Consider the following 14,474-nt stretch of genomic DNA (forward strand, 5'->3'; position numbering starts at 1 on the left):
AACAATGAAAAAACTTATATATATTTTTGGACTTTTTATTGCGTTATCAAGTTGCTCTGATACGCTCGATATCGAAAACATCGATAGTTACAACCCGGATGCCGTTTGGAATGACGAAAATCTCGCTACAGCCTATCTGGCCAATCTATACCCCTTATTTGGTAATTGGGATGCCCAGGCAGACCGACTAAGCGAACAATTGGCGGGTATTGAATGGTACTCGGATCGAATTACCATTTCAAATGGAAATTTTAAGTACTGGGATTACGATACCATAAGACTTATCAATCAGGCTCTTGTCGGCCTTGAAGAAGGAACACTTCCAGAGGAAGTAAAAGACAAGATTAGAGGTCAGGTACTTTTTATGAGAGCTTATGTGTATTTTAAAATGGTAAAATACCATGGAGGTGTGCCTTATCTAAAAACACCTTTGGATCGTTACCAGGATGAATTGAATGTGCCCAGGAATTCAACACAAGAGTGTTTTAACTTTATAGAAGAAGACATAAACACGGCTTTAGCACTACTTCCGGAGCATATTAATTCTGCATCAGGGGATTATGGGAAAATTGACGGAAATTTCGCTTTAGCCTTTAAGGCCAAAGTGTTGCTCTATAAAGCCTCTCCGCAGTTTAACCCGACAAATCCATGGGATAACTCCTACTGGCAAGAGGCCAATGCTGTTAATAAAGAGGCCTATGAGTCTTTATTGGCACAAGGTTATGGACTTGTGGATGACTATTCCAATATTGCTTTAGAAGAAGGGAATAAAGAAGTTGTATTCTCAGTTATTAATAGTTACCCGAATAAAACTGCAAGTTGGGATCACGGTGTGCGTCCGGGATCTGAAAGTAGGGGTGCAGCAAGTGCTTGTCCTACTTGGGAGTTTGTGAAGCAGTTTCCAATGAAGGATGGTAGACTATACAATGATCCTCAAGGGGCTTACCAGATGACAGATGGGGAGTTCTTGCAAAACTATTGGGAGAACCGAGATCCTAGATTTGATAAGTCCATTGTTTGGAATGGTAAAATATATGAGGTTTCAGGGAAAACAGGTAAAAGACAATATACATCCCTTGGAATTGCACATGAATTGGATGATTTTGGAGTAAACCCCAATGCAAATACCAATTCAACCAACTTGGACCGCTATACGGGATTCTTTATTGTTAAGAACAGCTTACTTAATTTAACCCAGGCAGAGGTACAGCAGTACGATGTAGATTTTGTGGTCATGCGCTTTGCTGAGGTGATGTTAAATTATGCCGAAACCGCCAATGAAACCGGGAACTCTGCTTTGGCACTAGAATTACTTAAACAACTCAGAGAACGTGCCGGCATTGAACCTGGAACAGATGGTAACTTTGGTATCACTGCTGTAGGCAGAGAACAGGTAAGAGAAGCCATCCTTGCTGAAAGAAATATTGAACTCTGTTTTGAAGGTCATCGTTTTTGGGACTTACGTAGATTACGATTCTTGGATCGTCTTGATGGAACTACAAAATCAGGAGTCGAAGCTATAGCCATTCAGGATGATGGTAGTGAAATGGAAATAAGTCAAGCAAGAACACTCGCGGATACCTATCAGCTGGTGGAAGATGATTTTAAATATTCCATCTTACAAGTACCGCTTAGTGGTGTAAAAGTAAATACACTTCCGGAGACCTATTACTTTTTCCCGATTCAAAAGGATGTCTTAGACAGAAACCCTGCTTTGGAACAAAACAAAGCTTGGGGAGGTACATTTGACCCTACGCTTCCTTAATTAAGGATTACATAGCATTCAATCGCAAAACCTTGCAATATTAAGTTGCAAGGTTTTGTGTTTCTAAACTTAAGAAGTGATTTATCGTAACCCACATTACCGTAATGGTCATTGCGATAATTCAATATGTTATGATGTTTGGTGACTACTTTGTTTTGAAAATAGGTATAATCAAAAACACCACCTAAAAATAAATTCAGATGGTGTTGATACTAAAATGAACGATGAATCATTGCCTTCTTTAAGATGGTTGAGCATATTCATAACCATACTTAATATATTTCATATCCACATTGTTTAATAAGAAGGACGGATTTTTAATCTTACCCTCTCTACATAAATTCAGTACGCTTTTAAGATCATGGATTTTAGTGTGATTAGAACGCACCATACAAATGGTCATATCCACATGAGGGGATAGCTCCAAGGAATCGGCAACCAGCATCAGTGGAGCTGAATCCAAAATGATATAGTCATAGTTGTTCTCAATCTGACTAAAAAAGCTGTTTAAAGCCGCCTTGTCCATCAGTAATTCCGCAGGGTTTGGTGGAATCTGACCGGAAAGAATAATATCCAGATACTCGTTTTTGCATTTGTAAGCCGTGATTTTTGAAATATCCTTTTCTCCATTGACCTTAAGATACTCTACAAGACCCTGATGTTTGAGATGAACTCCCGGAACATCCTGAAGGTAATTTGAAACTTGAGGGTTTCTTAAATCGATTCCAAGTAGCAGTGTTTTCTTGCTCGCATTAGACAAAATGGTAGCCAGGTTTATCGCAGTTAAAGTTTTTCCTTCACCCTTGACACTGGAGGTCACCAATATTTTTGTAGCTGCGTTTGTGTTTTCTTTCTTGATGTATAAAAAGGATAAATTACTTCGCACTACCCTTAGTGCTTCAGCCATAATAGAACGGTCATCATTTCCAATAACTTTTTGTTCTCCGTTTTTAAGGTTTGGTAGTTCTCCTAGGATTGGAATATCGCCAACGATGTTCTCTAAATCGTCTTTTGTTTCTATCTTATTCTTTAGAAATAGGAGTAAGAAATAATACGCGAACACCAAAAACATTCCAACAAAACCTGCACCGGCGGTGAACAGCATTTTGTTAGGGAAGATTGGTTTTCTAGGCGTGTAAGCTACATCTAAGGTACGAGCCATAGAAGCCTGAGATGACATCACCACAGACACCTCTTCTCGCTTCCTTAGCAAGTACAGATAAAGAGCTTCCTTTATGTTTTGTTGACGTTCAATAAAGCGATAATCCTTCTCTTGTTGCGGGATTTCAGTTACTCTGTTATTTAAGACAGATTCTTGCCCTCTAATATCTTGCAATAAGATGTTTAAAGAGGAGGTGTACATCTTTAAACTCTGTATGATATTAAACTTTATTTTATTGATCTTGGAATTAAGATCGACTACTACCGGGTTTTTCTCCGTTGAACTTTCCAAGAGTCGTTCTTTCTCTAAAACCAAGGTGTTGTACTGATTGATAATAACATTGATCTCTTCATTATCAACACCAATATTGGTAGGAATTAAACTATTGTTGTTTGTTTGTAAATCCAGAACGATGGATTTAACCAGCTCAATCTTAGTTAGTGTCTCCAATTCTTTTTTCTTGGTCTCAGAGATGTTTTCTACAAACTTCTCTGCCTGGAAGGCAATGTCGGTTAATTTATTAATACTTTTAAAATCTACCTTGTTGGTCTCTACAGAGTCCAGTTCTTCGCTGATGATCTGTAAGCGCCTTTCGATAAACTTTGAGGTGTTCAATGAAATAGCATTCTTGTTTTTGATCGCATTTTTATTGTAAAATGTAACCATGCTGTTTAGGATGTCCTCCGATAACTTGGGAGAAGTACTTTCCATAGCAATGTTAATCACCGAGCTGTTTTCAATAATAGAGGCTCGAATATTTTTGATATGATAGTCAATAACAGATTCTCTATCAGTAATGGTGACCTCGTAGTTGTCGTGTTTTCCAGCTTCATTTTCAATGTAAAAGGGATTTGGAACAACGGTGATATTACAAAAGGACAATGGGATCCTGGTATTTAAATCATAGACCTTTTCTCCTTCTTCTGAATTTAGCATAAAGGTAGTACCATCCACATTGAGTTGAATGTTGATCGTTGGATCATCACCGGAAGCCAAAGGCTTTACCTGAGTGGCTACTACAAAGAAAGGCATGTTTGTGCGATATATCGGTGCCTTGACAAGGGCATCATTGTTTAAGTAACTCACATTTAAGTTCAAGCTGTCTACCACATTTCCGATGATCGTTCTAGACTTTAAGATTTCTATCTCATTTTGGAGAAAGTCAGAGGTAAGGCCACCAAATAAATCCAGGGACTCAATACCCTGCAATTGACCAAGGGGATCACTTTGTTGATCTTCTTCTATCAATATGGTTGTTTTTGTAGCATATTGATTGGGTAATAAACTTGAGATAAGATATCCTGCAATAGAAAAAAGGATCAAAGCAATTACGATGAGCTTCCATTTCGAACGGAGTACTTTGAACAACTCTCCGAGGTCAATTTCTTCATTTACGAATGAAGTTTGTGTATTGGGATTTCGGGTCATTTTTTTATTATCTGGTGATTAGTACAATTAAGGAGATTAAGACTGAGGCAATGGATATGTACACAGGTGTATTTCTGTTATAGGTAGAACTTTGTACCTGCGCGTTGTTTGGTTCAACATAAACAATGTCGTTTTGTTGCAAGTAATAAGCGGGTGATTTCATAAACTCAGAACTGGTAAGGTCAATGCGGTAGTTTACCTTGGTAGAGTCACCTTGGTCTCTCATCACAAGGATGTTATTTCGTTTCCCGTAGATGGTTAAATCTCCTGCTAAGCTCAGGGCTTCCAGTACGGTGACCTTTTCATCCTGTACCGTAAAATTACCAGGCTTGGCTACCTCTCCTAATACCGAAATGTTATAATTGACAATCCTGAGGTTTACAATAGGATTCTTGATGTATTCTTTGAGTCTGGTTTCAAGCAGCTCTACAGCTTCATTTCTTTCCCTTCCAGCAATGGATATTGTCCCTAGTACCGGAAATGATATGTTTCCTTGATCGTTTACCAAATAGGTCTGTAATTGTTGTACGGTATTAATCTGTGGTCCGTTAGGTGCATAAGAAGGTGTTATCGGCAGATTGAAAGGAGCAGCAGCCATGGGGTCATCTGCAGATACAACAATGGTTAAAAGGTCATTGGGTTTGATTTTAGTCACATGGACTGAGGCGGTAATTTTGCTTTGTGCAGCTATAATGTCCTGCATATAGAGTACATCCTTTTTAGAAGCACATGAAGTTACGAATACTGCTAGTATAAGTATTAAACTGAATCGGAGCATTTTTGGTCTTATTTGTTGTTGTGGAATTGGATTCCTCAACCGATTAATTTTACTTAATTTTAAATAATACAGCGCGGTAGGTTAGGGTATTGTTTAATTGTCTTCCTATGAATAAGAATCAAAAACTGTATTGCTGTTTTTAAAGTATTCCTTTATTGGATCTCGCACTAAATTAACGAATGGACAACATTTCATGTTAAACTATATTTATATTATTGTTGTTTGTCTCACTACCATATAGTAGTGGTTATACTGTAATTTAGGGGGATACCGGAGAGGAGAATGATATAGAATTATACTTCTATACATCATTTAAAATTGGAAATTGGATTTTACGCTAGCGCTTTTAGGTTGTACTGTTGTTTTTTTGGAGCGTATATTTTTTTTCATCACTTTTTCTTTTCCTTTTAATTCTGTTTTGACCTTTTGAATGTCTATGTAAACTTTTCAGTGGTAACGCAATGTTTAGATAGCTATAAACGGTCAATAAATGATATTCTATATCACACATAAGCTAAACGAAGGATGATATGCCATATTGCATTTTATCTTATTAAAATTATCATAAAGAACAGCAGTGGTTTTTTGGATTCATTTCAAGTGGTGGAGCTATTCTTGCAGTTTTACACTATTGTGTGTTGATTGTGATGCTATTTTTTATGATCCATAGCTGGAAAAGAATACCTGTATGTGTCGCAGAGGAATGAGTTTAAGTAGAAAGTTTTGAAATAATGTTGTCTAAAAGAAGCCACGGTTATCGGTAATAAGATTAATCCGGTTAAAATGTCCTTTATCAAAACTTATGCGGCTGGCTTTAACTGCCACCGGAAAATGACCGATACCATCAGCAACCATCTTAATTCTATTGTTGTCGTTTTTGGTGAAGTTTAATTTTCCACTTGCAAGTAGATTTAATTCTGCCACTAAGGAAGCGTCAAAGTTAGCGTCAGTTTCAATTTCAACAACTAAGTTTTTGGCCTTTAAAATGCCGTTAATCACTAGAATGTTATTCCTGTTGGCATTTCTCAATAAGTTTTGATTGGGATGTTGGAAGTCAGCATTAGCTAAATAGTTTTCCAAATCACCAGCAGGGATTTCTTTGCTAACTGCATTGTCATAGCTGATAGTAACACGTTTTCCCGACTGTATCTTTGAATTAATTTCTACAGCCCCTAAACCTAGTGAATTTAAAATATCCTCCAATATGGAAATTCCTATATTAAATTCATATTCGTCCGTCGTTGAGGCATCAATAGACAAAGCTGAGTTCTCAATCTCTGGCAAAGAAATATGGCTTTCAAATGCATGGTGGATGGTCGAATAATACAATTGTACTTCGTTAAAAGGTCTCTTTAACCATAATTGTAGCAATTTATGGATACGTATAGGGCCATCAATTAGATCATAGCCTTGATTTCTAAGTAATTTAGTTAAGCTCATAACAAAGATCTTTACCATTAAAGATACGATTTTTGTTACATACTTTATTAACAGTCAAAGGAAATACTATCTTAATCCTAACAAAAGAAGCATTCATACTACCGATTACCGACATTACTTTACATTTTTATAACTCCCTGCTGGATTGTTAATTTCAGCTTTGTTTCAATGTCTAATGTGTTTTTCACTGCAGCAATATAGTAGGCTTTTTTTCATAGTGATAAATACCAAGGATTACGTATATGTTCATTCCATGAGCCAACTGGAATGCCATGAGAAATCCCAGAAACAGTGAATATCCCAATTTACATATCAAACTTTAACACTTGCCATATTTTTTCGATAATCTATCGGGGAAAGCGCTGTGATTCTGCTGAAAACCTCCCTAAAAACCTTACTGTCACTTTAACCCACATCGTACATGACCTCGTTAATTTTTAACCTGGTATTTTCAAAGGCCTTTTTCGCTGCTTCGGTCTTTACCCGTTGCAGGTATTTAAGTGGGGTAAGATCCGTAGCTTTTTTAAATCTTGGGTCTAAGTTTCTCCTACCTACATTTAGTTTCCTTGGCAAAGTTTCAATTGAAATTTTTTCCAGGTAATTTTCCTTCAAAAAATTCTGAGTTTCATGTACTATAAAGTCATCGTGTTTTTTATGGCCGTTAAAAATTGAAAATTCAGATTGGAGGTTTCTTGCCAGATCTATTTTAAACACTTTAGAACAAAAACTGCTTATAGATACCTCCAAAAAAATAAAGAAAGTGTAAAATGAACAACCTACAATTATTACTATTCATAGTTGGCTTATTTCTAACGAATCCAATATTTTCTCAAGACAACTATAGAGTTGGGAATACCGAATACTATTATAATAAGACGTATTCAACTACGGGGAAACCAATGGTTAAAAGAAGTGAAACGAATAAAAGAGAATTCTTACGAAGGAAGGGATATTCTTCAACACCTTATGGTTACGAGATAGATCATATTAAACCTCTCTCAGAAGGAGGAACTGATGATCCTTCTAATATGCAGCTTCTAACAAAACGGCAACATGCGCGTAAAACGGCTAGAGAACGAATGGGTAGGTCAAATTCTACCTATAATGCGTATCCAGTATTTAAATCAAATTCCACATATAAAGGATCCAGTAATTCATATTACTCTACTCCTTCTAGCAGCTCCATCAGTAGAGGTAAGACTATTTATATGGGTTCTAGGGGAGGGCGATACTATATAAATAGCAAAGGAAATAAGACATATATAAAATCTGGAAATAGTTCAAGAACTTACAACCATTCTATCCCCTCTAATAACTCTAACGGAAGAAGAGCGATTCGTACAGGCTCGAGAGGTGGAAAATATTACATAAATAGCAACGGGAACAAAACATATGTGAAATGAGTATTAAAGCTGTATTTCCTTAAATGCATAAAACAAGTGTAGACTTGACATGTCTACAACCTGGTGGAAATCATCCAAGTATTCATGTCTATTCGGAGCTCAAAATTCCCTAAGTAATAGTATGATATACGATTTGATATGAGATTAAAGACGTGAATAAAATGATTCACATATCACATTTATTTCTCAAAGGAAATTAAATATAACTTGTCGTCTTTTTTAATTATAGTACTTTTGGATGCTATTTAAAAGAGATTCAAGCCATGGAGCTGGAAGGTTTATTAAAAATTGCTGTTGATGCTGCCTTACAAGGGGGTAAAGAAATAATGCAAGTGTACAAGTCCGATGAATTCGGAGTTCAGCACAAAGGAGATCATTCCCCCATCACTCTGGCGGATAAGCGTGCAAATGCAGTTATCAATGAACTCTTATTACCAACTGGTATTCCGATCATCAGTGAAGAAAATAAAGAAGTAGAGTATGCCCAAAGAGCATCATGGGAGCGCTGTTGGATTGTAGATCCTTTAGACGGAACCAAAGAGTTTATCAATAGAAATGACGAGTTTACGGTAAATATAGCATTAGTTGAAAATTCATTACCTATTCTGGGAGTTATTTATGTGCCGGTCACAGAAATGATGTACGCATCAATAGTTCCACAAAAAAAATTGTGGAAACAAAAGATGCTTGCACAATCTAATCCTATTACGGAAGAAGAACATTTTATCAGGCCAAAGAAAAAAACGAATCAAAAACTCGTTATCCTAAAGAGCCGATCACACCTAAACCCAGAAACTGACATTCTGATTAAAGAGCTAAGAGCTTCAAAACCTAATATAGAGCTCCTATCCGTTGGAAGTTCTCTTAAGTTCTGCCTTTTAGCAGAAGGTAAAGCGGATTTATATCCGAGATTAGCACCAACTATGGAATGGGATACTGCCGCTGGTCATGCACTTTGTAAAGCGGTAGGAATAGAGCTTATTGGAACATCAACCAACAAACCCTTAAGTTATAACAAAAGGGAATTGATAAATCCATCATTTATTGTAATTTAATGGCAGATAATTCAAGAAAAAGACATATTGCTAAAGCCATCACCTGGCGTGTAGTTGGATCTGTAGATACTTTTATGTTATCTTGGCTAATATCCGGGAATCCCCTTACGGGATTAAAGATTGGATTTGCCGAGGTACTTACTAAAATGATTCTCTACTATTTCCATGAGCGCGCATGGTTTAGAGCTAAAGTTGAAAATAGTAAGAAACGTCACCTGTTTAAGGCGGTAAGTTGGCGTATGCTGGGAACTTTAGACACCATGGTTTTAGCTTGGATAATTACGGGGGATCCTTATACCGGATTGCAAATAGGAGCCACCGAGGTACTTACTAAAATGGTTTTATATTACTTACACGAACGTGCCTGGTATCAAATCAATTTTGGATTGGATCATAGAACAAATAAAGAACTTAAATAAAATGGGTGTTCAATTATTTCCATATAACTACAAGGTGACCCGTGAGATGAGAAACCAAAACAATGGACATAATTCATTGCTTATTTGGTTTACCGGTCTCTCGGGTAGTGGTAAATCTACCATCGCTGATGCCCTAGAACAAAAATTGCATAAAATTGGAATTCGGACCATGGTTCTCGATGGCGATAATGTGCGTGGAAGTCTCTGTAAAGGCTTGAGTTTTTCTCCGGAGGACCGATCTGAAAACATTAAGCGAGTCGCTGAGATGTCGCGTATACTCTTGGATTCGGGGATTGTTGTATTGGCAACTTTTGTATCACCCTACAAAAAAGATAGAGAATATGTAGATATTACCATAAAACCTAATACCTTTGTCGAAGTTTTTGTAAATGTCAGTGTCGAAATTTGTGCTGCTAGGGACCAAAAAGGGCTGTACGAAAAAGCAAAAAAGGGTGAATTGAAAAATTTGACAGGTGTTTCAGCCCCCTATGAAAAACCTGAAGACCCAGATGTTGAAATTACGGAACAGGACAGTGTTGAAATTGCCGTTGAAAAAATATATACAAGGATTAAAGACAAGTTAGAACTCAAAGACAATGAGTAAGTATTATTTAAATTATTTAGACGAATTAGAATCGGAAGCTATTTATGTGCTACGTGAAGTATGGGCACAGTTTGATAATCCGGTTATTTTATTTTCCGGAGGAAAAGACTCCATATTGGTAACGCACTTGGCTAAAAAAGCCTTTTTCCCTGCAAAGATTCCATTTTCACTTATGCACGTGGATACCGGTCATAATTTCCCGGAGACCATTCAATTCAGGGATGACTTGATCAAGGAATTGGGTGTAAACCTAATTGTTGGATCCGTACAGGAATCCATTGATCAAGGAAGAGTTGCTGAGGAAAGAGGTAAAAATGCTACCCGTAATGCTCTTCAGATCACAACACTATTGGATGCCATTGAGGGCAACAAAGTAGATTGTGCCATTGGAGGCGGACGGCGTGATGAAGAAAAGGCCAGAGCTAAAGAACGTTTCTTCTCTCACCGAGATGATTTTGGGCAATGGGATCCTAAAAACCAACGCCCCGAGCTATGGAACATCTTTAACGGGAAATGTTTTGAAGGAGAGCACTTTAGAGCGTTCCCAATTAGTAACTGGACTGAGATGGATGTTTGGAACTATATCAATCGTGAAAACATCCAAATACCTTCATTGTATTTTGCACATGAAAGAGAGGTTGTTTGGAGAAGTAACTCTTGGATACCTAATTCTGAATTCCTTATACTAGAAGATCATGAAGAGGTGGTGACTAAGAAAATCCGATTTAGAACTCTTGGCGATATCACCATCACCGGTGGTATTGAAAGTGATGCTGATACCGTGCAAAAAATTGCTAATGAGGTATCAACCATGCGTCAAACCGAAAGAGGGAATCGTTCGGATGATAAGCGATCAGAAACCGCTATGGAGGATAGAAAACGTCAAGGATATTTTTAATCAGAGAAAAGGAAAAAATGCAAATAGATAACAACCAATTATTACGATTTACCACAGCCGGTAGTGTGGATGATGGCAAGAGTACCCTAATCGGAAGATTGTTGTATGATTCCAAATCAATCTTTGAAGATCAATTGGAAGCTATAGAAAACACAAGTAAACGTAAAGGTCTTGAAGGTGTTGATTTGGCTTTGTTTACTGATGGGTTGAGGGATGAAAGAGAGCAGGGGATCACCATTGATGTGGCCTATAGATACTTTACCACTCCAAAACGCAAATTCATAATCGCCGATACTCCGGGGCATATTGAGTATACCAGAAATATGATTACCGGTGCTTCGACTGCTAATGCCGCTATCATATTAGTTGATGCACGTCATGGAGTAATCGAACAGACGAAAAGACACGCCTTTATAGCGTCCTTGCTTCAGATCCCTCATATTATTGTGTGTATTAATAAAATGGACCTTGTGGATTATAATGAACAGGTCTATAATGATATCATAAAGCAGTTTGAGGGCTTCTCTTCAAAGCTTACCATTAGAGATGTACGTTTTATTCCAATAAGCGCGCTTAACGGCGATAACGTGGTTAAACGTTCAGAAAATATGGATTGGTACCAAGGAGCACCATTGTTACATACTTTGGAAACGCTTCATATCGGCAGCGACATCAATAAGATAGATGGTCGTTTCCCGGTACAAACAGTACTTCGACCACAGTCAGATAAGTATAGAGACTATAGAGGGTACGCGGGTAGAATCTCCAGCGGAATATTTAGAAAAGGTGATGAGATCACGGTATTAACCACGGGCTTAACGTCCAAGATAAAATCAATTGACACCTTAGACGGTTCTTTAGAAGAGGCCTATGCGCCTATGTCTGTGTCAATCACTCTTGAGGATGATATTGATATCAGCCGCGGGGATATGATTGTTAGAACCAAAAACAAACCGGAGTCTTCGCAAGACGTTGAGGTGATGCTTTGTTGGTTAAACCATGAATCCGCTAAACCGAGAGCTAAGTACTTGGTTCGTCATACCACTAATGAGCAAACAGCTATGATTAAGGAGGTGATCTATAAAATAGATATCAATAACCTTTCCAAAAGTAGTGAGGACAAAGAACTCAATATGAATGATATCGTTAAGGTAAAACTTAAGACGACTAAGCCTTTACATTTTGATTCTTATAGAGATAATCGAAATACAGGTAGTCTGGTTCTTATCGATCCGCTTACAAATCAAACGGTAGCTGCGGGAATGATTGTTTAAGACAATAACTTCATATATAAATATACTAAAGTCGGGGCGTTTTGTTTCCGACTTTTTTTATGGAGCAATAAGATAGAAAACTCAAGATGTGATACTTTAAAACTCCCTTTTGAAGGTATATAAACAACCAATTTATTCTCATATGGTCATCATTATCAACTTCCTTTGTTTATAGAAAACACAACACTATTTTATACGGTTATAATTGGATTCTATCATAACCGGTTATTAATTAATTATTGTGCGCTCATCTTTTGAGAAATTTAAAATAAGCTTTTTTTCACCTTTTTCTATTACGATGCTTTCTGCATCAAACAATGTTTTGCTATACGGATTTTCGAAGCGGTAATTGTATCTCAATAAAACTTCCTGTGTTTTTACCCTAAGAGGTGAATCCCACCCGAATTCCATTTTGCCGACAGACGGTGAAATATAATTGATTTCCAGACCTGAGCCGGAGACCTTGGCTGAGGAAATGTTTTTTTGAAAGTTTTCAAAACTACCCCATTGATCCTTACTTCCCATCTCACATATCCAGAAATTAGTATTACCATTTGCCAGAAGATCATTTTCGACCCCTTTGCTATCAATTTTCCAAGTGGCAGGTTGGAATGAGAAGAGCGCCACATATCCATCGCCTTTCTTTCCAAATACCCAACCATTGCTATCGGTTACCTGATCAAAATGATCTTTAGGAAAGTAGGCATGACTATACTGGAGGCTTTCATCCTCAGGAATGTTATAAATAACTAAGGCTACATTTTTAAATTGTGCAGCCTTCGGCATTCTTGCATTTCCAGCCCAATAATTGGGAGTCACATCTAAGCTTTCTGATCCGGGATGATTCGTAAAAACGATAGCCCTACGTCCAAGAGTAGCTTGCCAAATATGTTGTTGATATCCCATCGCACCAGGACGAAAATCAGAAGAGGTACTCAACATATAATCAGGTGTTCGGTAAGTTTCTATATTGGACTCTGACAATGCGAACCTATCCCTGGTAGCGTTGACAACCTTTCCGTACAATTCCTTCTCACTTTGATATATCTTACTATAATGATCATAATTTTTATAGGGCCAAGTATCATATTTTTCAGACATAGTCTTAGACATTTCCACCACCTCAGGATGAATAAATTCCTGCATACTCCAAAACAAATGGGTATCAAGTTCACTTTCATATGATATGCCATATTTTGGCGCATCATATACCTCAATACTTACCCTTTGTTTGTTTCGAATGATGGAACTCTGATCCGTGGCAATTTCTTGAATAAGTTGCGGAGTTCTGTAAGTGCTGCTTGCAAGGCAAGAGGCCCCAATATAATCTTCTTTGGAAAAGGTGCCTATCCCAAAAATTAATTTAAAAATTCCAGAGGTGTTTTCTTTGCCATCAATAAGTGAAGGCGCGTAAACACGGCCATGAGTTGATCCAAACACTGATTTATAATTATTTAAGGCCATGTCGTACAATAGTAAGTCTAACACAATACCAGCTTTACGTCTAAGCGACTCATCTTCTGCATAATCGTATAGATTTGTAAGAGCTAAAATATCAATCTCATAATATGAAATCGATAACCATTCACTGAAACCAAACCTAAAACGAAACTCCAACCATCTTTCTATTCGCTCTTTAGCATGCTCTATATGATCCAAACCGGTCATGCCATCTCCGAATATCTCATTCTTATAATACTGACCGGCTAAGAGTTCTGCTGTATGATAAAGAGCTTGATGATTTTCCGTATGATAACATCTATATCTAGGATCTTTACGAGAATCATCCCACCAGTATTTAAAATCCACCAAAGTATTTTTTATATTTTTCCGGTCATGCTGCGACAAAACTTCACTTTTTTTATCCATGTAAAGCAGCCGTAAAAGACCATTGGCTGTAAAATCCACACAGTCTCTTTTACTATCAATAATATCAAGTGAGTTTTGTAGCTGTTCAGGTTCTAATTCTTGCCCCATTTCAAGACGAACAATTTGACTGAAAATACCCTGCCATCCTGTTTTCACCCCGTTTTTAGCGGTATAATCAAGAAAAAGTTCTTTTCGCTGATCAAAAGTCTTTTTTGGTGTTGACCAATACTGATCTTCAATTGAAGATTGTTGAGCTTCTACAGAGTTTGGATTACTCATGAATACCATAAGGAACCAAAAAATATAATTTTTAATCATTTCGGCGGTTTTTATCTGTTACTTCTATTTTCCCATAACAAACGATGCACAAGAAATTTTT

At 37.3% G+C, this 14,474-nt stretch carries 12 protein-coding genes; 7 read left to right on the forward strand and 5 right to left on the reverse strand.

What is annotated here, in order from left to right:
• Positions 1-4: 4 nt before the first annotated feature.
• Complete coding sequence (locus ACN0TV_RS01630) at positions 5-1,765, forward strand: RagB/SusD family nutrient uptake outer membrane protein (protein WP_417359459.1); 1,761 nt, start codon at positions 5-7, stop codon at positions 1,763-1,765.
• A gap of 241 nt (positions 1,766-2,006) precedes the next feature.
• On the opposite strand, the gene ACN0TV_RS01635 is transcribed toward ACN0TV_RS01630, so the two are convergent.
• From ACN0TV_RS01635 to ACN0TV_RS01650, 4 genes are all read right to left on the reverse strand, one after another.
• Positions 2,007-4,355 (reverse strand): GumC family protein, encoded by a 2,349-nt coding sequence (locus ACN0TV_RS01635; RefSeq protein WP_417359461.1) that lies wholly within the window; start codon positions 4,353-4,355, stop codon positions 2,007-2,009.
• A gap of 7 nt (positions 4,356-4,362) precedes the next feature.
• The gene (locus ACN0TV_RS01640) at positions 4,363-5,172 is read right to left on the reverse strand and encodes a polysaccharide biosynthesis/export family protein (protein ID WP_417359463.1); all 810 of its coding nucleotides are present in this window, start codon (positions 5,170-5,172) and stop codon (positions 4,363-4,365) included.
• Positions 5,173-5,871: 699 nt separating this feature from the next.
• On the reverse strand, positions 5,872-6,573 hold the full coding sequence (locus ACN0TV_RS01645) for a hypothetical protein (RefSeq protein ID WP_417359464.1): 702 nt from the start codon (positions 6,571-6,573) through the stop codon (positions 5,872-5,874).
• Between the two features lie 405 nt (positions 6,574-6,978).
• Positions 6,979-7,287: a hypothetical protein gene (locus ACN0TV_RS01650; RefSeq protein ID WP_417359466.1), complete on the reverse strand. Its 309-nt coding sequence runs from the start codon at positions 7,285-7,287 to the stop codon at positions 6,979-6,981.
• A 53-nt stretch (positions 7,288-7,340) separates the two neighbouring features.
• On the opposite strand from ACN0TV_RS01650, the gene ACN0TV_RS01655 reads away from it, so the two are divergent.
• From ACN0TV_RS01655 to ACN0TV_RS01680, 6 genes are all read left to right on the forward strand, one after another.
• Positions 7,341-7,976, forward strand: coding sequence for an HNH endonuclease signature motif containing protein (locus ACN0TV_RS01655; protein ID WP_417359467.1), 636 nt, complete (start codon positions 7,341-7,343; stop codon positions 7,974-7,976).
• Positions 7,977-8,239: 263 nt separating this feature from the next.
• Entirely contained in the window at positions 8,240-9,031 is a 792-nt protein-coding gene (gene cysQ / locus ACN0TV_RS01660) for a 3'(2'),5'-bisphosphate nucleotidase CysQ (protein ID WP_417359469.1), read from the forward strand.
• A complete protein-coding gene (locus ACN0TV_RS01665) occupies positions 9,031-9,450 on the forward strand; it encodes a DUF2061 domain-containing protein (protein WP_417359471.1) in 420 nt (139 codons plus the stop codon). Before cysQ ends, ACN0TV_RS01665 begins: the two co-directional genes overlap by 1 nt.
• Position 9,451: 1 nt before the next feature.
• Positions 9,452-10,054: an adenylyl-sulfate kinase gene (gene cysC / locus ACN0TV_RS01670; protein WP_417359473.1), complete on the forward strand. Its 603-nt coding sequence runs from the start codon at positions 9,452-9,454 to the stop codon at positions 10,052-10,054.
• On the forward strand, positions 10,047-10,952 hold the full coding sequence (cysD, locus tag ACN0TV_RS01675; protein WP_417359475.1) for a sulfate adenylyltransferase subunit CysD: 906 nt from the start codon (positions 10,047-10,049) through the stop codon (positions 10,950-10,952). The genes cysC and cysD overlap by 8 nt, the downstream gene beginning before the upstream one ends.
• A 17-nt stretch (positions 10,953-10,969) precedes the next feature.
• Complete coding sequence (locus ACN0TV_RS01680) at positions 10,970-12,226, forward strand: sulfate adenylyltransferase subunit 1 (RefSeq protein ID WP_417359477.1); 1,257 nt, start codon at positions 10,970-10,972, stop codon at positions 12,224-12,226.
• A 228-nt stretch (positions 12,227-12,454) separates the two neighbouring features.
• Here ACN0TV_RS01680 and ACN0TV_RS01685 read toward each other — a convergent pair whose 3' ends face one another.
• Entirely contained in the window at positions 12,455-14,413 is a 1,959-nt protein-coding gene (locus ACN0TV_RS01685; protein ID WP_417359479.1) for a hypothetical protein, read from the reverse strand.
• Positions 14,414-14,474 lie beyond the last annotated feature (61 nt).

This window comes from Galbibacter sp. (assembly GCF_048266365.1).
Taxonomy (GTDB): Bacteria; Bacteroidota; Bacteroidia; order Flavobacteriales; family Flavobacteriaceae; genus Galbibacter.

What these genes read in the sequence shown, in the direction of transcription:
- cysQ (WP_417359469.1), top strand. Translation starts at nt 8,240, where the DNA reads ATGGAGCTGGAAGGTTTATTAAAAATTGCTGTTGATGCTGCCTTACAA.
- ACN0TV_RS01635 (WP_417359461.1), bottom strand. Translation starts at nt 4,355, where the DNA reads ATGACCCGAAATCCCAATACACAAACTTCATTCGTAAATGAAGAAATT.
- ACN0TV_RS01655 (WP_417359467.1), top strand. Translation starts at nt 7,341, where the DNA reads ATGAACAACCTACAATTATTACTATTCATAGTTGGCTTATTTCTAACG.
- cysD (WP_417359475.1), top strand. Translation starts at nt 10,047, where the DNA reads ATGAGTAAGTATTATTTAAATTATTTAGACGAATTAGAATCGGAAGCT.
- ACN0TV_RS01645 (WP_417359464.1), bottom strand. Translation starts at nt 6,573, where the DNA reads ATGAGCTTAACTAAATTACTTAGAAATCAAGGCTATGATCTAATTGAT.
- cysC (WP_417359473.1), top strand. Translation starts at nt 9,452, where the DNA reads ATGGGTGTTCAATTATTTCCATATAACTACAAGGTGACCCGTGAGATG.
- ACN0TV_RS01665 (WP_417359471.1), top strand. Translation starts at nt 9,031, where the DNA reads ATGGCAGATAATTCAAGAAAAAGACATATTGCTAAAGCCATCACCTGG.
- ACN0TV_RS01685 (WP_417359479.1), bottom strand. Translation starts at nt 14,413, where the DNA reads ATGATTAAAAATTATATTTTTTGGTTCCTTATGGTATTCATGAGTAAT.
- ACN0TV_RS01630 (WP_417359459.1), top strand. Translation starts at nt 5, where the DNA reads ATGAAAAAACTTATATATATTTTTGGACTTTTTATTGCGTTATCAAGT.
- ACN0TV_RS01680 (WP_417359477.1), top strand. Translation starts at nt 10,970, where the DNA reads ATGCAAATAGATAACAACCAATTATTACGATTTACCACAGCCGGTAGT.